The organism is Exiguobacterium sp. PvP048, assembly GCF_040549175.1.
Lineage (GTDB): Bacteria > Bacillota > Bacilli > Exiguobacteriales > Exiguobacteriaceae > Exiguobacterium_A > Exiguobacterium_A artemiae.
Genome location: NZ_JBEPSU010000003.1, coordinates 109,394 through 132,321 on the forward strand (window position 1 = coordinate 109,394; position 22,928 = coordinate 132,321).

The window sequence follows — 22,928 nt, forward strand, 5'->3', positions numbered from 1 at the left end:
TTTATGGAGAAACAATAAATATCTATTTACTCTTTAATCGTCCATGTATCCCGCAGTTCAATGATCGTTCCTTCCGGTGCCTTCAGTTTACTGAGGTAACCGTCGACGACGAAATAGATGTTGCCGCCGTGTTTCGGTAAAAACGGAATCCCGAGCTGTTCGAGCCGGGCGACTTCTGCCTGTAAATCATCGACGTACAACGCGAAATGAACGGGACCTGCCGTATGTTTCGTATAGGACGTCAAGGTCTCGTCGACTTTGTTCGTCTGCAGTTCGATGTAGAAGTCACCGAGCTTCAGCCAGCTGTTAAACGCACGGCTGTGGAAATCAGGGGATTCCTGGACCAGTTCGAAGCCGAGGTGTTCGTAAAAGGTTTTCGACGCGGTGTAATCGGTCGTTTTTCAAGATTCCAGTTCAAACTTCTCTGTCTGATCTGTCAAGTAAGCCGATGTTTCATTCAACGTCTCGACCACAACATGCAGTCCGGTAATCGTCGCAATCATCTGTTCGGAGGCGGCGGCGACTTCTTCGTTACCTGCCGTATGTTCTTCGGCGACAGCGGCGATTTCAGTCAAGGCACTGCGGATCCGTTCTTCCGTCCGGGCAACAGCCAGCATTTGTTGCCGCATCCCGGCAGCGGACGAGGCCACTAATCCGACTTGTGCCGCGATGTGCGAAAACGAGTTGTCCGTCGCCTGAATTTTCTGTTGACCGGATACCGTCTCCTGTAACGTCTCAGCAAACCGGACTTCCATTTGGGACGAATTGCCGGTGATTTTCTGAACGATTGCCGCAATTTGATCAACGCTGCTTGCGACATGTGTCGACAGTTTCTTCACTTCGGTTGCGACGACCGCAAATCCTTTGCCTTGTTCACCGGCACGCGCCGCTTCGATGGCGGCGTTCAAGGCAAGTAAATTCGTTTGCGCCGCGATGTCCCGGATGATCGTAACGAGCGCTTGAATATCACTTGACTGTTGTTTTAATTGCCGGACCTGTTCCGTAGCTTCCGCGACATGCGCATGAATCGTATTCATCCGGACAACGGACTGCTTCATCTGGGTTTGTCCGTCTTGCGTCGTGCTGCGCATCGTCTCGACCGTCTGTTCGATTTCTTGACTGTCAGCTGCGGTTTTTTGGACCAGCCTTGAGAAACCGGTCATCTCATCCGTCAAGGTGAGTGTCGTATGGGTCTGACTTTCCGTTCCGGTCGCGATTTCCGACATCGTCTCGGCAATCTGCGTCGAACCGTCCAAGACCTCCGTTGTTCCGGCATCAATCGCCTGACTCGTTTCCGTGACGAGTACCGTCGTCCGTTTAATGTCGACGATCATCGTTCGAAGTGTTTCATTCATCTGTTGAATCGAGCGGGCGAGTGCATAAATTTCATCTTTTGCCGGAATTTTTAAATGATGCATCGTTTGCTGTGCCTGATCGAGTTTTCCGTCGGCAATCATCTTAGCGACGGATTGCAGGGTCTCGAGCGGTTTTAATTTCCGTCCGAGTATGTAGTAGAGGAGCCCCAGTGTCATAGCCAGTAAACCGACCAATAGACCGATGAAGAGCGGCAACGATTGTTTGAGCATCGCAGACGTCAAGTTCTCGACATCTTTCGCGGCAATGTCGGTTCCTAAAATGCCGATGATGTCACCGGTCGGACTTTTTAAGGGGACGTAGACGCTGATATATTTTCCGTACTTTGGATCATCAATGACATCAGTTGCGTGGATTTTTCCCTGTAAAACTTCTTTCATGTCAGAGGCGACGGCTCCTGTTGCCGGATCATTGATTTTCGCGGCGTCAGCAATCGGAAGACCGTCAATCAACAGTTTGACCTTACCTTGATCGATTTTTGCCGTATAGACATACAACAAGCCGTTTTGTTTGCGTAATTGATCAAGCGATTCGCGTAATTGGTCATACGTCGCGTCATTCGTCGGATTCGTTAAAAATGTTTGGTAGGCGTCGGAATCAACCGTTTTGGCAATCCGGAGCGCATCCTGTTCCGCTGTCTTTTTAAGCGTCGATAACGCCGTTTGTTTCGTCGTCAGGTAAAGCGAGACACTGCTGAAAACAAAGAACAGGATGAGAATCAAGCTGATGATGAGCAGTAAACGTGTTCTGATGGAATGAGTCCGAGTCGTGTTCATATAAACCTCCTGATGAGTAATTCGTGTTGCTTACTAATCTATCGGACAGTTTTTCAAAAAAATGAATGACACCTGAATAAAAAAAGTACTGGGTATTTATTCCGTAAATCCTTGGTCTTTCTCTATTTCAATTAGGGTCAATTTTCCAAATGACACCTATAATAAAGAGGATAACGATACAGAAAAAGGATGATGAAGATGCTTCAACCATGGAAAAAACGAATGCTGTACGGAACGGCGGGACTGGCCGTTTTTGTCAGTGCAGGTGCTGTATATCTCGGATTACGTCCGGAGGAACCAAAAGCCGTTTCCTACCCGGTCATTTCGAAGGATCTCACGACGATGACGTTTACACCAAAAGATGGTCAGGTCATCCTGCTGTATGGAAGCGATATTAACCGTCATAAAGAAACACAGGACGATCCGCAGGAACCGGGATTGATGACGACACTGTCGAAAACGGGTAAAGAACTGAAAAGGGAAACGATTGCTGACCCGGATTTCTATTGGATGAGGCTGTCACAAAAAGGAACGGATCCGCGGCACATCTATGCACATCACCCGGATGGCATCGAAGCCGATCACTTTTTTACGTACGATGTAAAACGGGGCACGTTTACAAAACACGAAGTGCCGAATACAGCGATCACGTCCGTTGCCCATTACGGGAAAGATGTCTGGCTGGAATCGAATGCCTCGAAGCCAAAGGAAAACATTCAGTTAATCAACGTCCGGACAGACAAGCGGTATCCGATTGAAGATCGGCTGATGCCGGTCTTTGATTCACCGATTCTTGAACTGGATCAGACGATTGCTTATGCCAACAACGGTACCGAGGATGATCAAGAAGGGGCGGCCGGAATGGTCCTGCTCGACCAGACGACCGGAAAATCACGCGTCATTCGAAAAGCGGACGAACCGTATGCCTATACGGCGTTATACGGTGCGAAAGACACAGCGTATTTTGCAACGACCGACGGCGTGATGATCCGGCTGAAGACGAACGGAACGATGCAGCAAAAGTCGTTTTCAACTTTAGACGGTGCTAGTTACTCGTCGAGGACACCGATGCGGATGATCAATAAACGGACCGGTTATCAAATCATCGGCACCGGTGAAAATGATACCGATCAACGGCTCGTGAAGTGGACGTTCGGACAAGCGTTCCAGGTTGAAGAAGTCCGACCGGATTTTTGGAAACAGGGTCACTATTATCGGTACCTCTACCGGAACCCGTATCAGAAGACGTCGTATTTCACGGAAAGTAAAACGTCACTTTCCGGAAAAGGCCGATTGATCGTCACGGATGACAACTTAAAAACGTTACGGACGATACCGGTCGCAGGAGCAAACGGCGTGGACTTCGTGATCGATTAACAGCAAAGGGAGGGAATGAAATGGCGTTTGAAGAGGTGTATTTGACAGCAATTCAAGAACGGTTCCGGGCCGTCCGCGAACCGGCGGAGCAGGCACTCGGTTGGCTGAACGAGGAACAGTTCCATCAGACACTGGCGCCGGATACGAACAGTGTGGCACTGTTGATCCAGCATATGACAAACAATATGACGTCACGCTGGACCGACTTTTTGACGACAGACGGGGAAAAGCCGGACCGCAACCGGGACGCCGAGTTTGTCGACCAGGGGCATGATAAAGAGACCTTGCTGACACTATGGAACGACGGCTGGAAACTCGTCGAATCAACGCTTGTTTCCTTGACACCGGACGATCTGGAACGGACCGTCTTGATCCGCGGCGAACCGCATCTCGTCGTCGACGCGATTGAACGGCAACTCGCGCATTATGCCTATCACACCGGACAGCTGATTTTTTTAATGAAGATCCTGCTCGGACCGGACTTTAAACCATTGACGATTCCCTTGCCGCATCAGCGGCACTGAACGAAACAGACCTGCCTCTTTTCGATAAAGAGACAGGTCTGTTTTCATAGTGTACGTGCACTTGGTGTACCGAAGGATTTGGTCGATAATGAAATCGTAAAAGCATGCTCGCCTTTTTTGAGTTTGATGCCTGCAGGAGAATCGATAGCAGCTAATAATCTTCCCATCATGGACTCATGGACGGTCGACTTTTCTAACATCAACAGGTCATATTCAGATGCGTGGAATGATTGGTTCTGAAACTCGACACCCGTCATCAAGAATTTTTTTAAATCATTTGATTCTTCGGACCACTCATTCATCGTATCCTCAAGCTCATATCTGTAGGACCGGTAGCCTTTTGCGCGATCAGACTGTTGACTGAGTTTCAGTGATTTTCCGTCATATTGACCGGGTTTGATGGTCTCGGAAAACCAGATTTTCTGCTTACCCGACGCAAAATATTCGATTCCGGTCAGGTAAAGGGGGCGATCCGTTTGACCGGTCATGACATAGGTCGCGCTATTTACAAAGGCATCTTCTGGTTCTTTGGACTCAACGAATTTAAGTGTCAACGGCAGTTCCGTTGGTTTGATGACTTTTTTCGGACCGGTTTCTTCTGCGGTGCAACCGGCAAGTAAAAGTGCCGATAGTGAACAGACAAGCAGTTGTTTCAACATCCACGTCACGTCCTTCATCTGTAAGTATATTCAGTGTAAGGGGAATGGATGATATTTACAATCTGATTAGGTATCACAGGAAGGACGGATTACATGAAAAAACGTTTTATTCTTTTACTGTCGCTCGGACTATTTGGCTGTTCAGCGACCTGGCAACAACAACCGGCGGAGTCGACAGCCGCGAAAAAAGTTCTGTATGTAGCGCCGACCGGCAAGGATACGAATGCCGGTTCAATCAAACAACCGCTGAAAACACTGAAACGAGCCAGTCAGCTTGCGAAAGCCGGGACAACGGTCTATCTGCGTAAAGGAACATATCCGGAAGCGTTAACCGTCAAGTACAGCGGGACGAAACAAGCACCGGTCGTCTTTAGGAATTATCAAAAGGAGAAAGTGGTCTTAAGTGGTAAAACGCTGAAGCAAAAAGACGGAGACACGGCGCTCGTCTGGATCGAGGACAAGCAGTACGTGACGATTCAAGGACTGGTGGTCGCCGATATCAAAACGACACGAACCAATGAGACTCCGATCGGAATTTTTGTGACTGGGACTGGCCGGAACATTGAGTTGATCGACAATCAGGTCCGGCGAATCAAGACGAACGCGAAAGACGGCAACGCTCACGGGATTGCAATTTACGGCACCGGTCGTTTGAAGAAGATCACTGTCCGGGGTAACCGGGTCGAAGATAACCGGCTCGGGGCCAGTGAAGCTTTGGTTCTGAACGGCAATATCAACGGTTTCTCCGTCACGGACAACACTGTACGACGGAACGATAACATCGGGATCGACTTGATCGGATATGAAGGCGTCGCAACGAATCCGGCCGAGGATTATGGACGGAACGGGACGGTTGCTGGCAATCACGTCTCCGACAGTTCAAGTTACGGCAATCCGGTCTACGGCAAAGAGTACAATGCAGCCGGTATTTATGTCGACGGTGGAAAGCAGCTGACAATCGAAAAAAATACCGTCGAACGGAATGATATCGGCATCGAAGTGACGAGTGAACATGCGGGAAAATACGCGGAACAAGTCACGGTCCGCGGCAATCTCATCCAACAAAACCGGTTCACCGGCATTTCAATCGGCGGCTACGACAAGAAGCGGGGCGGAACGAAGCAGGTCCGGATTACACAGAATCAGGTCACCGGCAATGATACGAAAGGACTCGAAGGCGGTCAACTGTTGGTCCAGCACGATGTCCGGGATAACCGGATTGACCATAATACGTTTACGACGGGGCAAGATAATCTATTTGTCGCCCACTTTTTTAAGACAAGCTCCGGCAATCAATTCGAACAGAACACCTATCGATTGGCTAATGGAACAGCGAAACGTTGGATTTGGCAGGATCAAGAATACCGTACTCCGTCCGCTTTTGAGCGGGCAGTCACACGATGAATGAAAAACAGACGTCATTCTCCTCCTTGAGGGAAAGTGACGTCTGTTTGTTTAACGGACTCGCATTCTTTTAACTGTTGTAGCCGACGAACAGTGTGAAAAGCATCAAACCGGCTGAACCGACGATGCAGATCAGACAGACGACGGTCGTAAAAATACGCAGCGGCAACGGCAAGCTGACCTGTCTTTTCCAAACAACATACACGACGACGGCACTCGCCATCATCAGTAAAGCCAAAATCGAGAACGGTAACGCCCGTTCCTGAATCAAATACCACATGTCCAACTGCTCACGTCCTTTCTGTCAGATTCCGAATCAAAGGGGTTGTCCCCTGCAAAATCGGACTCCGTTGCGTTATACTAATTATTGTAACATATGGATGAATCACCCAACATGGAATCAATGAAAGAAGGGGAGACAATTGGCACAATCATTACGCAGATCAGCTACCGACCGCTCGATTCAGGGAGTATGCGGCGGACTCGCGGAACACTTCGGTATTTCGTCATTGGCCGTCCGTCTGATTTTCATTGTCATTCCGCTTCCGATCAATTTAATCATTTACATGATTCTCGCGAACGCGATGGCGGATGCACCAAGAACGTTGTAAAACAAATGAACAAAGGGGGCATGACGATGACAAACGGAAAGATTGTACTTCGTGTGTTAGGCGTTTTGATTGGCGCGATCGTCGGGTTACTGATTGTTTACGAAGCGAAAGGGACCTTTGATGTCAGTGTTCTGCTCGGATTCGTAGCCGGGGCTCTGATTTTTGCCTTGATCAATATCATCTGGGTACGCGTCAGAAAATCTTAAACAGAAGGGGGAAATGGAATGACTTACTTAATTTGTACGACATGTGGAGTGCAGATGGATGAAAACATAACACAGGACGACATCTGTCCGATTTGTACCGATGAACGGCAATATGTGAATCCAAACGGTCAGTCGTGGACAACCCTTCCGGATCTGATTTCGTCCGGGACGTATCAGACGACGGTGACAGAAGAACAAGCGGGACTTCAAAGTCTCGTCACGACACCGAAGTTCGGGATCGGGCAGACCGCTTACCTCGTTGCGGGGACAAAACGGATTCTTTGGGACTGTATCACCTATCTCGATCAAAGTGTGATCGAGGACGTGGGACAACTCGACGCGATGGCGTTGTCGCACCCGCACTATTACGCGACCCAGGTCGAGTGGGCGGAAACATTTGAAATTCCGCTGTACATTCATGAAGCGGACAAGGAATGGGTGACCCGTCCGAGTGAGCGGATTGTCTTTTGGTCGGGTGACCGTTTGAAGCTAGCTGACGATGTCGTGTTACACCGGATCGGCGGTCATTTTGACGGAGCGACTGTGCTCGAATGGACGACTGGTGACGAAGGACGCGGGATTTTATTGACCGGAGACATTGTCCGTGTCGTCGCCGACCGGGCGTGGGTCAGCTTCATGTACAGTTATCCGAACCTGATTCCACTGCCGGCCGTGACGGTGGAGGAGATGGTGGCTGCTCTCGACAATGTCCGTTTTAATCAAATCTATGATGCGTTTCATAAAGTCGTCGTAACGGATGCGAACGCAGTCGTCGCCCGTTCGGCAAGCCGCTATATCGAGGCATTGAACGGACACGTCAAGGCACGTGAACGGCGATGATTCTTGGCCTGTATGAAGCATATCTGCCCGTCCGCGACTTACAGCGGTCCATCGCGTTTTATAAGGGACTCGGATTGAAGCTTGATCACATCGTGGATGAAAAAATCGCCTTTCTTTGGATTGTTGAAGAGCAAAGCTGGCTTGGTCTTTGGCAGGCGGTCCAAGTCGGGTTGCCGTATCATCCGTCGATCCGGCATATCGCGTTTCACGTTTCACTCGACGGTTTGCGTGAGTCAGTCGCTTGGCTGACGGAACGCGGATTCACGCCGCGTAAGGCGTTTGGTTTTGAAAGGACGGAACCGTTCGTCATGCCGATCGCCCAGTATGCTCATGCGAAGATTCATTTTAACGATCCGGACGGCAACAGTCTTGAGTTCATCACGAAGCTCGACAATCCGCTGGTTACGAAGGATTATATGTACTTAAGTGAATGGGAAACGCTTATAAATGACCGTGGTTTCATTCTGAAATAAGCAAGTCCTCCTCGATTCCTTGTGAGTCGGAGAGGACTTTTTTTGTATCAGATTTTTAAGAACCACTTTTTGACGACAGAAGTTCTTGTTTGGTATTAAATTCTAAAGAAGGGAGAAACCATTCCTAAAAAAGACCTATTTTGAGATAATGGTCAATGTTTTTCTCGAAATGAGCAGATTGATGTAAAGCGGAAATGGGACTTGTTATGATGAATGGCAGATAAAATCGTTTTTTCACAAAATAGTTTCGTAACTAAATGGATGAAATTTGAAATGATGACCTGAAGGAGATTAACCACATGACGACACCTCAACTAACAAACCCAACCCTTGCTTCTGCTGATATTCTGGAAGCCCTGACTCACAATGTCGCAATGATTCGTTTTGATACGCAACGCCGGGTCGTTGATGTCAACGACTTGTTCGCGAAGACGATGAAGTACAAACGCGATGAGATGATTGGCATGCACCACCACCTGTTTTGCCGAGCGGATTTTGCAAACAGTGAGGCGTATCAGAAATTATGGAGCAAACTACTGGCCGGTTTCAGCTCGGCTGATAAAATCGAGCGGATTGACGCCCGTGGCGACTCGATTTGGCTGGAGGCGACCTATATGCCGATTTATGAAGCAAACAAAGTCGTCGGCGTCGTCAAGATTGCTTCTGATATCACGGACCGGCAAGAAACGATCCAGGAGTATGCGACGTCTTTTGCCGGCATCGCAACAGATCTGGATGCCCGCTCCGTGCAAGGCAAACAGGAAAGCCGGCAACTCAAACAAACGATCGAGAAGATGGCGGATGATGCCAAGGAAAATTTACGGACCTTAACGAATCTGCAGGAACAGTCTTCCGAAATCACAAAGATCACCGGGACAATCAAAGAGATTGCCGCCCAAACGAACTTATTGTCGCTGAACGCCTCGATCGAAGCAGCACGCGCGGGTGAGCACGGAAGCGGCTTTAACGTCGTCGCGACGGAAGTCCGTAACCTCTCAAAACTCGTTGAACTCGCCGTCATTAACGTCCGCGACACGACGGAACAGATGAACAAGGAACTGGAGCGGATTCAACAGGGCATCACGCGGGCAAACGCCGATGCCTCGTCCAGTGTCTCCGTCATGGAAGAGACGTTGCAACGGTTCGAGACCGTCAGCGAGTCGGCGCATGAACTGAATGAAACGGCAAAGAAATTTACGACAGTTATTTAAATGGACACGCCATACGCTAAGCCCGGACATGATTGAAGACGAAGTGGTTTTTCTCTTTATCGAGAAGGACCGCTTTTTTGTCGTTTTCCTGAGACATACGTTGATCCATCAAGTTGTTTTAGCGGAAGACTCTTAGATGTCTTGAGATAACCGAATCATATCGGTGCACCGGATACCGTTTTCAATAATGTCCCCTTCGTAGTACCGCAAGAAGAAGTTCAGGTCGACTCCAACAATCCGAAATCCACATTTTTGATAAAGTGCCAACTGACCAATGCTTGAATTTCCTGTCCCGATTTCGATGGTTCCGTATCCCATCGCTTGCGCGGTTTCGATGGCATGTTGTAAGAGAAATTTTCCGATGCCGCTTCCTTGATACTTCTCGTCTACTGCAATATTTACGATTTCGATTGTGTGCGGTCTTGTGGGTAGAAGAACATGCACACCGATCAGTTGATTCCTTATTTCAGCAACGAAACAACGACCTCTTTTCAAATATTCTTCGACTATTTTCTGAGACGGGTCCGCTGTCAGCAAAAGCTCCATCGGCGGATTCTCATGAGCTGACAATTGACGGATGTTTATATTCATACACGTATGCTCCTCACGGTTAGTTTTGATGCACTCACTTTTGTCAATGTCTCAAGATTTTTCGTTCCTGTTAATTCATTTCTACAAGTTAAAGTCATATCGCCTGAAACGGGACACGACTTTTTTTGATGTGTTCACCTGATCCGGACGAAGGCAGTACATACGACAACAACGATTCCGCAACCGCAGAAGAAAAGAATCTGTTCGAGACGGACCTCAAACGACAAGGTGAGGGACAGGGCAGCGTAAGACAATGGAACCAGACCGTTGGACGACGCATTGACAAGGCTCATGACCCGTCCCATCATCTGTGGTCGTGTCGTCGTTTGAATTGTCGTCAAAATCAGGACATTGATGATGGAGGAGATCCCACCCATTGTCAGCAGCAGCAGAACGCCTTGCCAGACGTGTCCGATTTGTCCCAGCAACCCAAGGCCGACTCCAAGCAGACCAATCAACGACAGCAACAGACGGAAAGACTGATTGATGAGGTTGCTGAAGCCGATCCAGGCCGCACCAAGCAACATGCCAAGCTGATACGCACCTTGGAGATAGCTGAGGTCAAGCGCTTGACCACCTAAAACCCGATCGACGAGTAATGGTATACCCATCAGCAACGGACCAAAAAAGAAGAAGTTGATGATAATCAGCAGGAAGAGGATCCGTTTTAAGTATGGGTCGGCAAACACATAATGAAATCCTTGAGCAAGTTCAATCCGGGCAGATGTCCGAGTCGAATTGTCGATGGGATGTTCGCGAATGAAAAAGGTACCGAGCGATGCGAGCAAAAGAAACAGTGCAATCGTCAAAAATAAGAAATGGAAGGATGAGAAGGTCAGCAGTACACCGCCAAACAACGGTCCGGAGAATAACGCCATCTGATTGGAGGTTTGAAGAATCGAATTGGCCCGCGTCAGGTCATCTTTTGAGACAAGGAGTGGCAACAGGGACGCACTGGCAGGGGAAAAAAAGGCATCGATGCAACCGAACGTAAAAGCAAATAATGCAAGTGGAACAATCGTCAGCAGCTCGAGGTGATAAACGGACAGCAATAACAGAACAAAAGTGAGCCGCAGCAGACTGGAATACCGTAAGATGCTCGATTTCTTGAACCGATCGGCAATGACACCGCCGAACACCATTAAAAAAATCCGCGGCAACAATGTCAGTATCAAGACGAGACCTAAATAAGTATCAAGTTTCAAGACGCGGAGGATATACCACTGCTCGGCAAACAGGTAAGTGGATAGGGCGAGAAAGGAAAAGGTACTGGCGAGCCAAAGTGCTCGAAACGAACGGTTCTTTAACAGCGGTTGATGGTGTCCCGAGTCAGTCGCCTGCATCTCGTCCCTCCTCAAATAAGGCGGCCTCGATTTCAAAGGCTGTCGCCATGACGTAATATAATTTTTGATCTGTCTCATCCGTTGATGCATCGTGTTCGACTTCCAATAACAATTCGCGGTAACGTTTCGTAAACGTCAAGAATTGCTCAGGTGTAAGCCGGAGTTCTTTTTGCAGCGACAGACTTTCCCAGTTCTCGACGTCAGGGGAACTCGGGGCAAACGAACGTTCAGGCGCCGTCAAGACACGTGTTTTCGCCCGGTCGAGCACTTCGATGTACGACTGGCGTGTCGCCTGTTTCGTCTCGACGAGATTGAGCAGATGATCAGCTGGAATGAATCCGCGGGCGACAGCTTGATAATACTTCAATACATTGCCACCCCGGACTTCTTCTTTGACAAGGCGAATCAACTGATACTTTTCGAGTTCCCGCAGATGATACAAAATCTTCGCCCGGGAGACGTCGAGCTTTTGTGCCAATTGCTGGCCAGTATGCGGCTGTTCAATCAGATGCATCAGCATCTTCGTCCGCATCGGATCGCTGATGACTTTGAGTTGTTCATACTGTTCGAGAATCAAAATCGCCTGCTGTTCCATTATTAGCACTCCTTTTTATTAACCGATTAACTTTTATTAACTGTAAAGCTAGTATACCTGAATGATTGACAAAATAAACCATTTTTCAAAAAGAAGGATTTGTTCAGTTAAAGCAGAACGTTAAACAAAGAACGGATTTTCTACTGACAAAGGAGCGAGTCAAATGGAGCAATCGCAAACACTTGAAATCAACGCCGTCATCCAACGTCCGGTCGCAGACGTCTGGACGTACTGGACGGAACCGGAACACATTAAAGCCTGGAACGCGGCTTCTGACGATTGGCATACGACGGAAGCAACGAATGATGTCCAGGCGGGGGGACGTTTTTCCAGTCACATGGCGGCAAAGGACGGAAGTGTCGGCTTTGATTTTTCCGGCGTCTACCTAGAGGTCATTCTTTATGAAAAATTAGCGTACACGATCGACGATGGACGCCACGTGACGATTCTGTTTTCGGCGAACGGTGATGAGACCGAGGTCGTTGAAACGTTTGAAGCGGAGTCGACGAATCCGCCCGAAATGCAACAAGCGGGCTGGCAGGCGATTCTTGACCGTTTTAAAGCGTACGCGGAGCAACAGTGAATGGAAGAAAGACGACAAAACCCGTTCCATGACAGGACGGGTTTTTGTGTTTTTCCTTATTTTTTGAGTTGTATGAGGTGGAAATGTAATGTTCCGTCATCCCGGAGCACACTGTAACCGAGTCGACCGTTCGTGAAAACCGGTTTCGAATACTCGCCTTCCTTGTCCGTCAGCGGGACAACCGTCCCGTTTATCAGGTCCGCATAAAGGAGTTGATGCTGTTCTTCCCGGAAGACGACACGATCGGCTGACAGGAAACAAAAGGCATCAACCAGATCATACGGTTCTGGCGTCGTATAGTAATACGATGTCCGGTTCAATCCATGCGACTGGAACAGAGCGTTTCCTTCCGCACCCGTTGCAAGATAGTGCCGCCCATAAGCAAAATCAAGCGGCATCGTGGCTTTTTTGATCGTTTTTCCGGAAAGTGTCGTGTAGGCGGTAGTTTTCTCATCCGCTTTGTATGTCGTTTGATCGAGGAGAATTCCGCCTTCTCCGTCCCGGATATGTTGCGCATATGCTCCGGTCCGGGTTGCTGTTTCCTTCAATGTCAGTGTTTTTTGTGTCGTGACGTACCCGGTCGCTGCATCATATTTTTGGACGAGCGACTGTGTCTGACGGTTCTTTTTCATATGCTTGATCCAGGAGACATGCGTCGCTGTCGTCTGCAAATCCGGGTAAAAATGCTTCGGCTCGGTTCCTTGATCCAGTTGTTGGATGGAACCGGTCGCTAAATCCATGGTCTCCAGTGTCCATGTGCTGTCATTCGCATGATCTTGATAACGGATCCAAAATAACTGCCGTCCGACACCGACCAGTTTGTAAATGGATTGCTTCGTCGTATACAATTGTTGCAGCTTTTGATCCGTTAAGGAATAACGAAAAATGAAGCTGTATTTCTCGTTTGAGGCGTAAAAATACAAGGCGGTTTCATCGATGTAACTCGGACCGGACAGGTAAGGATACCGCTGATAGACAGCCGTTAAATCGTAACTGTTGCTTTGTCCGAGCGGCGAAAAAGTCTCACTTCGGATCAATTCTTTTGGTGCTGGAACCGGGGGCGTTGGTTCCGATTCCGGTTGACTGCATCCGGCAAGCAGCAGGACAAGGCTGAATAAGCTGAGTTTTAAAAAATAAGGCATAGCAAAAAACTCCCGTTCTGTTTTAGGAAAATGAAAACTCTATTAGTGTATAGCGAAACGAATCCATTGCCCTAAAAAAGAAAGCAAGCTTACAGGAATGTAAGCTGATGTTTCTTTCATAAATATTCTGAATATTTGTTTAGTAACTGAATGACCGGGAATATATATATATATATCTAAAAGATACTATCTAAAAGATATAGGAGAATCCGATGCCTAAAGAAAACATGACACGATATGCGATTTTAGGATTGCTGGCAAGCGGCTGTACGTCCGGTTACGAAATGAAACATACGATTGATACGAGCCTTAATCACTTTTGGAAGATCAGCTTCGGACAGGTCTATCCGATGTTGAAGACGTTGGCGCAGGAAGGATTAATCGTTGAAGAAACCGGAGAAGGGGATGACCGGAAGACGTTTGTTTTGACACCGGACGGCGAGGCGGAACTCGAACGCTGGGTCCAGGAGCCGACGACCGAACTACCGGTCCAGCGGAATGAACTGTTACTGAAACTCTATTTTGCCCGTCATGAGTCAAAAGAAACTACGATTCAAAAAATCGATCAGCATGCCGCTCTGCTCCGTGAACGGTTGGAGACGTACCAGATGATTGAACAAACGATTCGTGCCTCTCCTGAAACAAACGAAGCGATGTATTGGCTGTTGACGCTCGATTACGGTAAACGAAAGACACAAGCCTTGCTCGAATGGTGTGAAGCGTCCGTTCAGACACTCGAAGGAGGAACATCATCATGAAACGCGTGATCGCGACACCAAATGAAGACATCGTCGTATTCATAATCGGCTTACGGATCAACCGTCTGCGATCGGTCCGGAAATGGTGGCCGGCCGTCCAGGCGATGACACCGATGATTGAGGAATGTTATGAGCAGCAGGTTGGTTTGTTGTCGCATGAGATGCTCGTCGGATGACGGTCGGTCACGTTGATTCAATATTGGCGTTCCTCCGACGCTCTGATTGCCTACTCGCACTGTAACCGCCATCTGACCGCCTGGAAACAATTTAATCAGTTGTCGCGGGCAAGTAACGCCGTCGGGATTTTCCATGAGACGTTTGAAATCAGCAACTACGAGACGATGTATGTCAATCTGCCGACACGGGGACTGGCAAAAGCGGTCGGAGAAAGTACGATTCAGAAACATCAGGAACAGGCGAAGGACCGGCTGGCAGAACGCAAGGTGTCGACACGTGAATAACGAACGAAGGGAGCGGTTTCCAATGATCCGCTCCCTTGATGTATGTATTACTGTTCTACCCGGACTAATGTTTCACCGCAATTTTGACAAATCGAATTCATTGTTTCGGTACACTCTTTGCAAAAAGTACAGTTGTGCGAACAATGATACGTTTCCTGACCTTCTTCAAATGTCTCCGCACAGCGGGTACAGTTTGTTGCCTGCATGTCGTTCACCTCACTTATGTTTGATCTGTCTTTATTGTACGAAAGCAGAACAGAACCGGACAGACGATTTTCCTTGGAATTCAGTAGCTTCACCTGAAAATGAATGGTAATTTTAAGATATGTCTTCATAATATTAGGAGGGTTGAAAAATGGACGAAATTGATTATGCGATTATCCAAACCTTGCAGGGAGATGGACGGATGTCCTGGACGGAACTCGGCAAAACGGTTGGTCTGTCGACACCGGCCGTCAACGAGCGCGTCAAGAAACTCGAGTACCGTGGTGTCATCGAAGGATATCGGGCCGTCATTAATCCCGTTGCGCTTGAAAAAACCATCATGGCGATTTTGATGTTCGAAGATACAAAATGCGACGCGTTTATCGCGTTTTGCAAAGAGCATCCGGATGTTGTCGAGTGCCACCGGCTCGCCGGGACGTTTAACTTCATAGTCAAATTGTATACGCCGTCGGTCGAGACACTGGAAACGTTTATCGATGCTTCGATGAAGTACGGAAAACCGTCGACCTGGATCCGCTTGTCATCACCCGTCGCGTTTAAGGCCTTTACAGTCGGGAATGGTGTTTTGATTTAATGTTGTAATTCAGTAACAAAAAACGGCTATCTCCTGAACTTTTAAAGGAAATAACCGTATGATCATGTTTTAAGTTAAGTACAACACTTCATTGCTTCTTCGACCTGATTTTCCTGAATCAGAACTTGGCCGTCTTTAACCGTAAACTCAATATCGTGAGCTTTTAACCGCTCGATTTGAGCCGGTGTCTCTTCTCCCCATGGAACGGTTTTCGGTTGCTCGGCAGTACATCCGACGAGCAACAAACTGCTTGCGAGCAGTAAAGGTCTCAGCATGAACTCGACTCCTATCAGGACGTATGTTGATTTTTGTTAAAAAACAGCTGTTTCAATTGCAGGCCGTCGCTCGCAATACCACTGGATAAGCGAATCGGAAGAAGATTAAATACGATAAAAATCAAAGAAACTTGAATGAATGGCTGAGCCAACAAGTGCATGATCGGACTCGGAAACAGCAGACTCAGGATCAAAACAAATACACCACCTGTCAAGTTAGCACCAACTCCGCCGAGTAATACAACAGCTCGTTGTCCACGGCTGAGCGAAATCTCTGACGGTTGAGACCGGTGCAGTCCTTCCCAAAATTGCTTTCGGGCGATGGAAAAATGACCGATTTGTAAGAAGGATTCACCTTTGCCGATGGAAATTGATTGTAAGCGTAGACCGACTAAGCGGGCGGCGAATGCATGCCCGTACTCATGCAGAATCAGACTCGGTAAGTAAAAGGCTAGCATGATTAGATTGAACCAGAGTAAACCCATGTTCTTCCTCCTCTCATCCACAAACATAACAAAAAATGGATGTTTCAAGCAACTTACATAATTGTCATTTCCTCATCTAGAGATTAAAAAAGGAGACGTATTAAATGAACCTGTTAACTGATTCCACTTTGCCACTTCGGATATTTCCAGCTCAGCGTCAGGATTATCGCAAAACCATCTGCCTGTACCACGGCTGGGGATCAAGCGTGACAAAATATGAAGACTTCGCCCGAACGCTTTCGGAACAAGGGTTTACGGTCATTGTGCCGGAACTCCACCTGCATGATAGTCGTGAAGCGTTAACAACGCACTTTAACTCAGGCGTCGTCGAACGTCACTTCTGGGACGTGGTGATTCAAAGCATTGAGGAGTCTGCTAAGCTCGTGAAGCAACTGAACGTAACACAAGCAGACATCATCTGGCTCGGTGTTTCGATGGGCGGATTCATCGCGAGCGGTATCGCTGCGAAACAACAGGGCAGCGCCGGGATAATCAATATCAACGGCTCCGGATCCTTTTTGTTTTCGGAACAGCTTTTCCGGCAGCGCGACAACCGAGCTGATTTAACAATGGAAGAAAAACAACGTTTGCAGGCGTATGATCCTGTCCTGCAAGCAATGTCCGCACCGACATTATTCGTTCATGGTCAATGCGACACGGTCATTCCGATTGAGACGCAGGAACACTGCGTGCAGCAAGCAACGGAACTGAATCGTGATTTGACGTTCCTCACGTATCCGTCCATCAATCATACGGTATCCGATCAGATGATTTCGGATGTCATGGTTTGGTTAAATCAGCGCTTTTAACGTTAGACAGAAGAACCGGACACCTGCTTGAGATGTCCGGTTTTTTAGTACTGAGTGATCAGAAGAGACGCCGTACCGAAAAGAATGATCAAAGATGTAAAAACAGCTTTCGTGCGGGGAGAAAGCGGGATGCCTTGTTGTTTTTTCTGAACGTAGAAATATCCGTACAGAACGCTTATCACCAGTGTCGCGATGGCGAAACATGACGCAATCGTTATCAGCATATGGGTTGTCCTCCTTGTGTTCTACCGCAGAATTTTTTCGAGAGCTTTTCCTTTTGCCAGTTCATCAATCAACTTGTCGAGATAGCGGATTTCCCGCATCAACGGATCCTCGACGTCTTCGACCCGGACGCCGCAGACGACACCTTTGATTAACAATCGACGTTCCTGCATCTGTGGGGCATCCGCAAAAAAGGCTTCGAATGTCTTCTGATCCGTCGCTAATGTTGCGAGTTGTTGCTCCGAGTAACCGGTCAGCCAGCAAATGATCGTATCGACTTCCTGTTTCGTCCGACCCTTGCGTTCCGCTTTTGTCACGTAAAGCGGATAGACACTCGAAAACGCTGTCGTGTACAACCGATGTTTCGTCATCGTATTTCCTCCTCATGACTAATTATTACCAAAAGTGTAGCATACCGAACGCTCGAAATGGACCCCTCCGGACAAAACAAAGACCGTCCTTTTCACACGAAAAGAACGGTCTTAACCAATCATTTTTTTATATCGATGACATGGAATTCAATCTGTTCGTCGTCCGATACCCCGTATGCGAGCTTCCCGTTGGCATAAATCGGTTTGGACGTCGTATCGGTCATTTCCGTCAAGGGAGAAACGGTGCCGCGCGCAAGATCGGCGTACCAGAGTCGCGTCATACTCTCCCGAAAAATGACGCGGTCAGCCGATAAAAAACGGAACGCGTCAACCGTCAAGCGGTTGTCCGACGGTTTGAACTGGTACCCCGGTTGTCGTCCTTTCTTAGGCATGAAGAGGGCGGAGCCTTCTTCGCCGATCGAAACATACTTTTTGTTGTGTTCAAAATCAATCAGCCCGTTCATCCGTCGTTTGAACGTGCCGTCAAACGTCTCGAGTGTCGGTGTTTGATGACCGTTTTTGAAAGTACTTGTATGCAAAATCAGCCCGGCATCGCTCCGGCGGAAGTCAAATGGATACGGTCCATTCCGTTTTGCGCCTTCTTTTAAAATATACTGCTGATGGATGATGATGGCGTCTTCCGCCACATCAAACGACTTGAGAATGGTTTTCGTTCGGGTCGGTGTCGCTTCATGCGTCATCCAGGATATCCGTTTTGAGGACGTATCGAGATAAGGAATCGCGGTGTCATGAAGGCTGATGCCTTGATCGAGCGTACCGATTTTTTCCGTCTTCAAGTCCATCAAGCGAATCGCCCATTTTTGTCCGGTTTTGGTTTGATTGTATTCGACCCAAAACAGGTAATGCGATACTCCGGTCATCATACCAATCGTCCTATTGACTGTATGCAGCACCTGGTTATCGTTCGACCCTTGGCTGTAGCGGTAAATATAACTGTTAATGGTTGTATCGCTCGTTTGTTTAACGTGCGTATAGTAGATCGATTGCTCATACAGATAGTCCGGCGCAATGACGACGGTTTGTCCGGTAAAGAACGGGGCCAGATTGTATGTCTGATGGCTTCCAAGCGTAACCGTTTCGGATTGTCGCTTCAGCGGCATGTATTTTCCATAGTAGGAAAACGAAGCAGTGACCGGTTCAACGATTGGCGCAGCTTGAGCCTGATCTGCCGAAACTTTCGGTTGTTGCTTCGTTGCATTCGAATCGGTGCATCCTGCCGTGACGACAAGCGTCAACGTCAACGCCGCCGTAAAAAAAGTCTTCCGGGACATAGTAGGTGGTCTCCTTTTACCTAAAGTGGGGGAATCGAGCTCAACGGCGGTTGTGTTTCATTCGCCAACGCATCGAGACGAAAAAGCAGAAATGCCGGACAAAGTAACTAAATAGAAACAGATGGCGAAAGCAAACTCGCCATAATCCTCAAGACTGGCGAACGGATTACCCATAATAAACGGGTTGGGTAACGCACCGATCAAAAACAGCGGAATGAACAGCAGAAAAAACCGTTTCCAAAAATAATACTTGTACGGGGTGCCGGTACGTATGTTCATCTACTTGCTCCTTCCGGTTAGCGAAAGTTAACATCCTTTATTTTACATAATAGCTTATTTTATACTTTACTTGAGAGTCGGATTTAAATAAAACATCAATACAAAAACAGTCAATAAACAACAGTATGTCCGGTGTTTGTTGACTGTTTAAACGGTTTATTTGATTTTTAAGACGACTTTTCCTTTGGCCCGACCGGACTCGGAATACTCGAGCGCAGCCTGGGCTTCTTCAAACGGATAAATGCGGTCGATGACCGGTTTGATTTGTCCGGTCTCAATCCATTCCGTGATGTGTTCCAGCTGCCGGCCGCTCGGTCGCATGAATAAAAACGTGTACGTGACCCGGTGTTTCCGTTCAAGCCATGTTTCGCGGAGCGTCAGCAAGCGGAACAGATTGGTCTTCAGGAAACCGGACCGGTAGGACTTCCCGAACCGGCCGTTCGGCAGTCCGGAAATCGAGACGATGTGTCCGCCCGGACGGACGATTTTAAACGACCGGCGGAGTGTCTCACCGCCGATCGTATCATAGACGCCATCATAATCATGCAGGATTTCGTCAAACGCTTCGGTCCGGTAATCGATGATTTCATCAGCGCCGAGTGACGCGACGAGGTCATGTCCGGCGGGGCTTGCCGTCGTTGCGACATACAAGCCCATCGCTTTCGCCAGTTGGATGGCAAAAGTTCCGATGCCGCCAGCGCCTGCCTGGATCAGAATCTTTTGTCCCGGTGTCGCTTGCAAGACGTCGTGTAATGCCTGATAGGACGTCAAGCCGACGAGCGGGATCGACGCTGCTTCCTCAAAGGAGAGCGAAGCCGGTTTTAAGGCAAGCATCTGTTCATCGATCGCGATGTATTCGGCAAAGGTGCCGATCCGGTTTTTCTCAGCCCGTCCGTAGACGGCATCACCGACTTGAAACTGTTTTACGGCATGACCCACTTCAACGATGATTCCGGCGAAGTCATTGCCGAGAATCAGCGGGAACTGATACGGAATCAACAGCTTGACGTCACCGTCCCGAATCTTAAAATCAACCGGATTGATGCTAGCTGCGTGAATTTCCACAAGAACGTCATGCGGCCGGACGTCCGGGCGGGGCTGTTCGGTTTGTTCGAGCGGTACCCGGCCGTATTTTGAAATCGTCATCGCTTTCATGAAAATCCTCTCCATTTCCTGGTTCTTCTGCTTTTAGTCTACCAGTTGATCCAGCGGGAGAACACTTTGAGTGATTTATTCGGACATGATAAGCTAAACAGGAACAGGGAAAAACTGGAGTTTGGGGTGAATGAGATGAACAAGACCGGAGAACGATTGTTACGGCTGTGGATACGTGTGCCGCGGTTCATTAAACGAATGATTCTGCTCAGTATCACGCTGTATGTCATCGGGATGGTGATCACGAACGGGGTTGACACGTTGTGGCATTTTGACTTCGCGTTGGTCAAAGGAAGCGATCTTGTCATCAGTTTAGTCGGAGCGTCGATTCTCGTCGCGGCACTGAGTCAACGGAAAGGGGAGGATACCACATGACGCAACCTGAGCAGGAAGAACAATTGACGGGCGGGAATGTCTCCGGCGTCTCACGGATCGGGGATACAGTCAGACGCGAACAAAAACCAGACAGTGAACGGATTCATCGGTTGTTACACCATCTTGAGAAAAGAGGGTTTACAGGGAGTCCACAGTTTTTAGGGATTGACGCACAAAATCGGGAAATCGTCTCGTACATTAAAGGCGAGGCCGGGAATTATCCGCTCGAGCCATACATGCGCTCGGATACCGTTTTGGAAGAAACGGCACGTCTATTGCGTGCTTATCACGAAGCCGTCGCGGATTTTCCAATCCCACATGATTGGCCACCGCTCGACGGAACACCCGAACCACTTGAACTGATTTGCCATAATGATTTTGCCGTCTATAACGTCATTTTTCAAAATGAACGGGCGATCGGCATCATTGATTTCGACGTCGCCGCCCCGGGACCACGGATTTGGGATATCGCGTATACGATGTATACGTTTGTTCCGTTAAGCCGTCATCAAATGACGGAAACAGGGGAGCCTGTGCTCTATGATCGAATCACAGATCAGGAACGCATCCGGCGGCGAATCGAATTGTTTTTGACGGCTTACGGAAAACCAGACGTAAAAGCCGCCTTGTACGAAACGGTGTTGCTTCGCATCCAGGCACTGATTGCGACGATTCAGCGGAAAGCAACGGAAGGCGACGAAGCCTTTCAGCGGATGATTGAAGAGGGACATGTCACGCATTACGAACGGGAACTCGATCTTCTGACACGTGAGGGAGCCGGTTGGTTTCGGTAAGTATACGAAAATTCACAGTGCGGTTTGCAGTTGCTGATAGGCGTGTCTGATTTGTCTGTAGATCTCGTCCGTCGGCAACGCTGCATCGATTTCAATGACGGGTGAAGCGGAACGTTCCATTTGCAGACGGTGCTCGGCTAGCGTCCCAATCATCGCCGGATCCGTCGCCGTCAAGTACGTGCTGCACCAGTCGAGAAATGCATTCGTTCCCGTGAAATCAGGATACCGTTCTTGTTCCCGCTGGATTAAACGGTTCATCCGTGTCGTTTCATCCAAGCGTAAAAAGACAAGCAACTCCCGGTTGTCGAAGCCGGTCGGATTCCACGAAAAGACGGAACCGGAGACGACATACTGTCGATGGTTTTCAATATCCGGTGTATATAAGGCATACCGCTCCGCGACCGATCGTTTTTCGGTAAATGTGTGATCTTTCCACAAATAATGATCGCTGTCGATCCAGGGGATACTTTCTTGTTGCCCGATCCACTTGCCGAGCGTGCTTTTCCCGGTACCGGAACCGCCGATGATTTGAATACGCATGTTTCTGACCTCCTCTAAGGTAGATGAATGTTTTGCAGGAACCTTCATATTACCTTATTCTATCGTCCAAAATAAGGGAGTGGACAAACAGATTGGGAACCGAACAAGAGGATGGATGTAAAGGGAGACGATTTAAGAATCGTTCTCCCTTTTTTCGGGTAATTTAAATAGATAAGGTAAAGGAACGATAGTCGTCACGTGTCAAGTCTGCTTGTGAGGAGAGGAAGGATGCGATGATTGCCTTTTTCATTCTGGTACGCAATATGTATTACGTCCTGAAAATCCTGTTTCGTCAAGACGAACAAAAAGCCGTCATGTTCTCCGTCGCCTTTTTGCTGGCGGTCGGGATGTTTTTTTATCACAGCGTCGAACAGCTGAGTTATCTCGACGCGCTGTACTTTTCCGTCATGACGCTGACGACAGTCGGATATGGTGATATTCATCCGGTCACGCCGATCGGCAAGATTTTTACGATGGGGTATGTCTTGCTTGGAATCGGCGTTATTAGTGCCCTGATTGTGAACTTTAACCGGGCGTTAAAAGAATTCCATTTAAACAAAAACAAACTAGACCGGAAGTGACGGGCAGTATTTGCGAATAAGGA

Annotated in this window: 31 protein-coding genes and 2 pseudogenes; 16 read left to right on the plus strand and 17 right to left on the minus strand. The window is 48.3% G+C overall.

Features of this window, described 5'->3' with window-relative positions:
- Nucleotides 1–26: 26 nt before the first annotated feature.
- Nucleotides 27–401, minus strand: a pseudogene (locus ABIC15_RS08310) (VOC family protein); the annotation flags it as partial.
- A complete protein-coding gene (locus ABIC15_RS08315) occupies nt 402–2,150 on the minus strand; it encodes a methyl-accepting chemotaxis protein (RefSeq protein ID WP_354020428.1) in 1,749 nt (582 codons plus the stop codon). It lies immediately after the preceding pseudogene.
- A gap of 198 nt (nt 2,151–2,348) precedes the next feature.
- On the opposite strand from ABIC15_RS08315, the gene ABIC15_RS08320 reads away from it, so the two are divergent.
- Nucleotides 2,349–3,527 (plus strand): hypothetical protein, encoded by a 1,179-nt coding sequence (locus ABIC15_RS08320; RefSeq protein WP_354020429.1) that lies wholly within the window; start codon nt 2,349–2,351, stop codon nt 3,525–3,527.
- Nucleotides 3,528–3,547: 20 nt separating this feature from the next.
- Nucleotides 3,548–4,051: a DUF1572 family protein gene (locus ABIC15_RS08325; protein ID WP_354020430.1), complete on the plus strand. Its 504-nt coding sequence runs from the start codon at nt 3,548–3,550 to the stop codon at nt 4,049–4,051.
- Nucleotides 4,052–4,095: 44 nt separating this feature from the next.
- Here the strand turns inward: ABIC15_RS08325 and ABIC15_RS08330 are convergent, their stop codons facing one another.
- On the minus strand, nt 4,096–4,710 hold the full coding sequence (locus ABIC15_RS08330; protein ID WP_354020431.1) for a hypothetical protein: 615 nt from the start codon (nt 4,708–4,710) through the stop codon (nt 4,096–4,098).
- A 93-nt stretch (nt 4,711–4,803) separates the two neighbouring features.
- On the opposite strand from ABIC15_RS08330, the gene ABIC15_RS08335 reads away from it, so the two are divergent.
- Nucleotides 4,804–6,114, plus strand: a complete 1,311-nt coding sequence (locus ABIC15_RS08335) for a right-handed parallel beta-helix repeat-containing protein (protein WP_354020432.1) — start codon at nt 4,804–4,806, stop codon at nt 6,112–6,114.
- A gap of 70 nt (nt 6,115–6,184) precedes the next feature.
- Here the strand turns inward: ABIC15_RS08335 and ABIC15_RS08340 are convergent, their stop codons facing one another.
- Entirely contained in the window at nt 6,185–6,394 is a 210-nt protein-coding gene (locus ABIC15_RS08340; RefSeq protein WP_012370393.1) for a hypothetical protein, read from the minus strand.
- Between the two features lie 142 nt (nt 6,395–6,536).
- Between ABIC15_RS08340 and ABIC15_RS08345 the strand changes: the two genes are divergently transcribed.
- The 5 genes from ABIC15_RS08345 to ABIC15_RS08365 all read left to right on the plus strand — a co-directional run bounded on the left by ABIC15_RS08345 (nt 6,537) and on the right by ABIC15_RS08365 (nt 9,455).
- On the plus strand, nt 6,537–6,725 hold the full coding sequence (locus ABIC15_RS08345) for a PspC domain-containing protein (RefSeq protein ID WP_012370394.1): 189 nt from the start codon (nt 6,537–6,539) through the stop codon (nt 6,723–6,725).
- 26 nt (nt 6,726–6,751) lie between these two features.
- Entirely contained in the window at nt 6,752–6,931 is a 180-nt protein-coding gene (locus ABIC15_RS08350) for a hypothetical protein (protein WP_012370395.1), read from the plus strand.
- A gap of 18 nt (nt 6,932–6,949) precedes the next feature.
- Nucleotides 6,950–7,771, plus strand: coding sequence for a hypothetical protein (locus ABIC15_RS08355; RefSeq protein ID WP_354020433.1), 822 nt, complete (start codon nt 6,950–6,952; stop codon nt 7,769–7,771).
- The gene (locus ABIC15_RS08360) at nt 7,768–8,244 is read left to right on the plus strand and encodes a VOC family protein (RefSeq protein WP_354020434.1); all 477 of its coding nucleotides are present in this window, start codon (nt 7,768–7,770) and stop codon (nt 8,242–8,244) included. Before ABIC15_RS08355 ends, ABIC15_RS08360 begins: the two co-directional genes overlap by 4 nt.
- A gap of 299 nt (nt 8,245–8,543) precedes the next feature.
- Complete coding sequence (locus ABIC15_RS08365) at nt 8,544–9,455, plus strand: methyl-accepting chemotaxis protein (protein ID WP_348772893.1); 912 nt, start codon at nt 8,544–8,546, stop codon at nt 9,453–9,455.
- Between the two features lie 132 nt (nt 9,456–9,587).
- Here the strand turns inward: ABIC15_RS08365 and ABIC15_RS08370 are convergent, their stop codons facing one another.
- The 3 genes from ABIC15_RS08370 to ABIC15_RS08380 form a co-directional block, all read right to left on the minus strand.
- Complete coding sequence (locus ABIC15_RS08370) at nt 9,588–10,040, minus strand: GNAT family N-acetyltransferase (protein ID WP_354020554.1); 453 nt, start codon at nt 10,038–10,040, stop codon at nt 9,588–9,590.
- A gap of 140 nt (nt 10,041–10,180) precedes the next feature.
- Nucleotides 10,181–11,389: an MFS transporter gene (locus ABIC15_RS08375; protein WP_354020435.1), complete on the minus strand. Its 1,209-nt coding sequence runs from the start codon at nt 11,387–11,389 to the stop codon at nt 10,181–10,183.
- Nucleotides 11,376–11,984, minus strand: a complete 609-nt coding sequence (locus ABIC15_RS08380; RefSeq protein ID WP_012370400.1) for an ArsR/SmtB family transcription factor — start codon at nt 11,982–11,984, stop codon at nt 11,376–11,378. The genes ABIC15_RS08375 and ABIC15_RS08380 overlap by 14 nt, the downstream gene beginning before the upstream one ends.
- A 163-nt stretch (nt 11,985–12,147) precedes the next feature.
- Between ABIC15_RS08380 and ABIC15_RS08385 the strand changes: the two genes are divergently transcribed.
- Nucleotides 12,148–12,567 carry an SRPBCC domain-containing protein gene (locus tag ABIC15_RS08385; RefSeq protein ID WP_354020436.1) on the plus strand — a complete coding sequence of 140 codons (420 nt, stop codon included), beginning with the start codon at nt 12,148–12,150 and terminating at the stop codon, nt 12,565–12,567.
- Nucleotides 12,568–12,623: 56 nt separating this feature from the next.
- Here the strand turns inward: ABIC15_RS08385 and ABIC15_RS08390 are convergent, their stop codons facing one another.
- Nucleotides 12,624–13,709 carry a hypothetical protein gene (locus ABIC15_RS08390; protein WP_354020437.1) on the minus strand — a complete coding sequence of 362 codons (1,086 nt, stop codon included), beginning with the start codon at nt 13,707–13,709 and terminating at the stop codon, nt 12,624–12,626.
- 212 nt (nt 13,710–13,921) lie between these two features.
- On the opposite strand from ABIC15_RS08390, the gene ABIC15_RS08395 reads away from it, so the two are divergent.
- Nucleotides 13,922–14,467, plus strand: a complete 546-nt coding sequence (locus tag ABIC15_RS08395) for a PadR family transcriptional regulator (protein ID WP_354020438.1) — start codon at nt 13,922–13,924, stop codon at nt 14,465–14,467.
- A pseudogene (locus tag ABIC15_RS08400) lies at nt 14,464–14,928 on the plus strand (DUF4188 domain-containing protein). Before ABIC15_RS08395 ends, ABIC15_RS08400 begins: the two are co-directional and overlap by 4 nt.
- 47 nt (nt 14,929–14,975) lie before the next feature.
- On the opposite strand, the gene ABIC15_RS08405 reads toward ABIC15_RS08400, so the two are convergent.
- Nucleotides 14,976–15,263 carry a DUF1272 domain-containing protein gene (locus ABIC15_RS08405; protein WP_148206614.1) on the minus strand — a complete coding sequence of 96 codons (288 nt, stop codon included), beginning with the start codon at nt 15,261–15,263 and terminating at the stop codon, nt 14,976–14,978.
- A 20-nt stretch (nt 15,264–15,283) separates the two neighbouring features.
- On the opposite strand from ABIC15_RS08405, the gene ABIC15_RS08410 reads away from it, so the two are divergent.
- Nucleotides 15,284–15,727, plus strand: coding sequence for an Lrp/AsnC family transcriptional regulator (locus ABIC15_RS08410; protein ID WP_354020439.1), 444 nt, complete (start codon nt 15,284–15,286; stop codon nt 15,725–15,727).
- Nucleotides 15,728–15,801: 74 nt separating this feature from the next.
- Here ABIC15_RS08410 and ABIC15_RS08415 read toward each other — a convergent pair whose 3' ends face one another.
- Nucleotides 15,802–16,002: a hypothetical protein gene (locus ABIC15_RS08415; RefSeq protein WP_012370405.1), complete on the minus strand. Its 201-nt coding sequence runs from the start codon at nt 16,000–16,002 to the stop codon at nt 15,802–15,804.
- A 14-nt stretch (nt 16,003–16,016) separates the two neighbouring features.
- Nucleotides 16,017–16,487, minus strand: a complete 471-nt coding sequence (locus ABIC15_RS08420) for a site-2 protease family protein (protein ID WP_354020440.1) — start codon at nt 16,485–16,487, stop codon at nt 16,017–16,019.
- Between the two features lie 104 nt (nt 16,488–16,591).
- Here ABIC15_RS08420 and ABIC15_RS08425 point away from each other — a divergent pair, with 104 nt between their 5' ends.
- A complete protein-coding gene (locus ABIC15_RS08425) occupies nt 16,592–17,296 on the plus strand; it encodes an alpha/beta fold hydrolase (protein WP_354020441.1) in 705 nt (234 codons plus the stop codon).
- 44 nt (nt 17,297–17,340) lie between these two features.
- Here ABIC15_RS08425 and ABIC15_RS08430 read toward each other — a convergent pair whose 3' ends face one another.
- The 5 genes from ABIC15_RS08430 to ABIC15_RS08450 form a co-directional block, all read right to left on the minus strand.
- Nucleotides 17,341–17,520 carry a hypothetical protein gene (locus ABIC15_RS08430; RefSeq protein ID WP_012370408.1) on the minus strand — a complete coding sequence of 60 codons (180 nt, stop codon included), beginning with the start codon at nt 17,518–17,520 and terminating at the stop codon, nt 17,341–17,343.
- Between the two features lie 21 nt (nt 17,521–17,541).
- Complete coding sequence (locus tag ABIC15_RS08435) at nt 17,542–17,889, minus strand: DUF2200 domain-containing protein (RefSeq protein WP_354020442.1); 348 nt, start codon at nt 17,887–17,889, stop codon at nt 17,542–17,544.
- A 119-nt stretch (nt 17,890–18,008) separates the two neighbouring features.
- A complete protein-coding gene (locus tag ABIC15_RS08440; protein WP_354020443.1) occupies nt 18,009–19,181 on the minus strand; it encodes a hypothetical protein in 1,173 nt (390 codons plus the stop codon).
- A 57-nt stretch (nt 19,182–19,238) separates the two neighbouring features.
- Nucleotides 19,239–19,460, minus strand: a complete 222-nt coding sequence (locus tag ABIC15_RS08445; RefSeq protein WP_354020444.1) for a hypothetical protein — start codon at nt 19,458–19,460, stop codon at nt 19,239–19,241.
- A 156-nt stretch (nt 19,461–19,616) separates the two neighbouring features.
- Entirely contained in the window at nt 19,617–20,615 is a 999-nt protein-coding gene (locus tag ABIC15_RS08450) for an NADP-dependent oxidoreductase (protein WP_354020445.1), read from the minus strand.
- 135 nt (nt 20,616–20,750) lie between these two features.
- Here ABIC15_RS08450 and ABIC15_RS08455 point away from each other — a divergent pair, with 135 nt between their 5' ends.
- Complete coding sequence (locus ABIC15_RS08455; RefSeq protein ID WP_354020446.1) at nt 20,751–20,990, plus strand: hypothetical protein; 240 nt, start codon at nt 20,751–20,753, stop codon at nt 20,988–20,990.
- On the plus strand, nt 20,987–21,784 hold the full coding sequence (locus ABIC15_RS08460; protein ID WP_354020447.1) for a phosphotransferase: 798 nt from the start codon (nt 20,987–20,989) through the stop codon (nt 21,782–21,784). The genes ABIC15_RS08455 and ABIC15_RS08460 overlap by 4 nt, the downstream gene beginning before the upstream one ends.
- A 12-nt stretch (nt 21,785–21,796) precedes the next feature.
- Here ABIC15_RS08460 and ABIC15_RS08465 read toward each other — a convergent pair whose 3' ends face one another.
- Nucleotides 21,797–22,324: a shikimate kinase gene (locus ABIC15_RS08465; protein WP_354020448.1), complete on the minus strand. Its 528-nt coding sequence runs from the start codon at nt 22,322–22,324 to the stop codon at nt 21,797–21,799.
- Between the two features lie 233 nt (nt 22,325–22,557).
- Between ABIC15_RS08465 and ABIC15_RS08470 the strand changes: the two genes are divergently transcribed.
- Nucleotides 22,558–22,905: a potassium channel family protein gene (locus ABIC15_RS08470; protein WP_354020449.1), complete on the plus strand. Its 348-nt coding sequence runs from the start codon at nt 22,558–22,560 to the stop codon at nt 22,903–22,905.
- Nucleotides 22,906–22,928: the final 23 nt, after the last annotated feature.

Coding starts and splice junctions, on each gene's coding strand:
- ABIC15_RS08315 (WP_354020428.1), bottom strand. CDS start 2,150: ATGAACACGACTCGGACTCATTCCATCAGAACACGTTTACTGCTCATC.
- ABIC15_RS08320 (WP_354020429.1), top strand. CDS start 2,349: ATGCTTCAACCATGGAAAAAACGAATGCTGTACGGAACGGCGGGACTG.
- ABIC15_RS08325 (WP_354020430.1), top strand. CDS start 3,548: ATGGCGTTTGAAGAGGTGTATTTGACAGCAATTCAAGAACGGTTCCGG.
- ABIC15_RS08330 (WP_354020431.1), bottom strand. CDS start 4,710: ATGTTGAAACAACTGCTTGTCTGTTCACTATCGGCACTTTTACTTGCC.
- ABIC15_RS08335 (WP_354020432.1), top strand. CDS start 4,804: ATGAAAAAACGTTTTATTCTTTTACTGTCGCTCGGACTATTTGGCTGT.
- ABIC15_RS08340 (WP_012370393.1), bottom strand. CDS start 6,394: ATGTGGTATTTGATTCAGGAACGGGCGTTACCGTTCTCGATTTTGGCT.
- ABIC15_RS08350 (WP_012370395.1), top strand. CDS start 6,752: ATGACAAACGGAAAGATTGTACTTCGTGTGTTAGGCGTTTTGATTGGC.
- ABIC15_RS08355 (WP_354020433.1), top strand. CDS start 6,950: ATGACTTACTTAATTTGTACGACATGTGGAGTGCAGATGGATGAAAAC.
- ABIC15_RS08360 (WP_354020434.1), top strand. CDS start 7,768: ATGATTCTTGGCCTGTATGAAGCATATCTGCCCGTCCGCGACTTACAG.
- ABIC15_RS08365 (WP_348772893.1), top strand. CDS start 8,544: ATGACGACACCTCAACTAACAAACCCAACCCTTGCTTCTGCTGATATT.
- ABIC15_RS08375 (WP_354020435.1), bottom strand. CDS start 11,389: ATGCAGGCGACTGACTCGGGACACCATCAACCGCTGTTAAAGAACCGT.
- ABIC15_RS08380 (WP_012370400.1), bottom strand. CDS start 11,984: ATGGAACAGCAGGCGATTTTGATTCTCGAACAGTATGAACAACTCAAA.
- ABIC15_RS08385 (WP_354020436.1), top strand. CDS start 12,148: ATGGAGCAATCGCAAACACTTGAAATCAACGCCGTCATCCAACGTCCG.
- ABIC15_RS08390 (WP_354020437.1), bottom strand. CDS start 13,709: ATGCCTTATTTTTTAAAACTCAGCTTATTCAGCCTTGTCCTGCTGCTT.
- ABIC15_RS08395 (WP_354020438.1), top strand. CDS start 13,922: ATGCCTAAAGAAAACATGACACGATATGCGATTTTAGGATTGCTGGCA.
- ABIC15_RS08405 (WP_148206614.1), bottom strand. CDS start 15,263: ATGAAGACATATCTTAAAATTACCATTCATTTTCAGGTGAAGCTACTG.
- ABIC15_RS08410 (WP_354020439.1), top strand. CDS start 15,284: ATGGACGAAATTGATTATGCGATTATCCAAACCTTGCAGGGAGATGGA.
- ABIC15_RS08415 (WP_012370405.1), bottom strand. CDS start 16,002: ATGCTGAGACCTTTACTGCTCGCAAGCAGTTTGTTGCTCGTCGGATGT.
- ABIC15_RS08420 (WP_354020440.1), bottom strand. CDS start 16,487: ATGGGTTTACTCTGGTTCAATCTAATCATGCTAGCCTTTTACTTACCG.
- ABIC15_RS08425 (WP_354020441.1), top strand. CDS start 16,592: ATGAACCTGTTAACTGATTCCACTTTGCCACTTCGGATATTTCCAGCT.
- ABIC15_RS08430 (WP_012370408.1), bottom strand. CDS start 17,520: ATGCTGATAACGATTGCGTCATGTTTCGCCATCGCGACACTGGTGATA.
- ABIC15_RS08435 (WP_354020442.1), bottom strand. CDS start 17,889: ATGACGAAACATCGGTTGTACACGACAGCGTTTTCGAGTGTCTATCCG.
- ABIC15_RS08440 (WP_354020443.1), bottom strand. CDS start 19,181: ATGTCCCGGAAGACTTTTTTTACGGCGGCGTTGACGTTGACGCTTGTC.
- ABIC15_RS08445 (WP_354020444.1), bottom strand. CDS start 19,460: ATGAACATACGTACCGGCACCCCGTACAAGTATTATTTTTGGAAACGG.
- ABIC15_RS08450 (WP_354020445.1), bottom strand. CDS start 20,615: ATGAAAGCGATGACGATTTCAAAATACGGCCGGGTACCGCTCGAACAA.
- ABIC15_RS08455 (WP_354020446.1), top strand. CDS start 20,751: ATGAACAAGACCGGAGAACGATTGTTACGGCTGTGGATACGTGTGCCG.
- ABIC15_RS08460 (WP_354020447.1), top strand. CDS start 20,987: ATGACGCAACCTGAGCAGGAAGAACAATTGACGGGCGGGAATGTCTCC.
- ABIC15_RS08465 (WP_354020448.1), bottom strand. CDS start 22,324: ATGCGTATTCAAATCATCGGCGGTTCCGGTACCGGGAAAAGCACGCTC.
- ABIC15_RS08470 (WP_354020449.1), top strand. CDS start 22,558: ATGATTGCCTTTTTCATTCTGGTACGCAATATGTATTACGTCCTGAAA.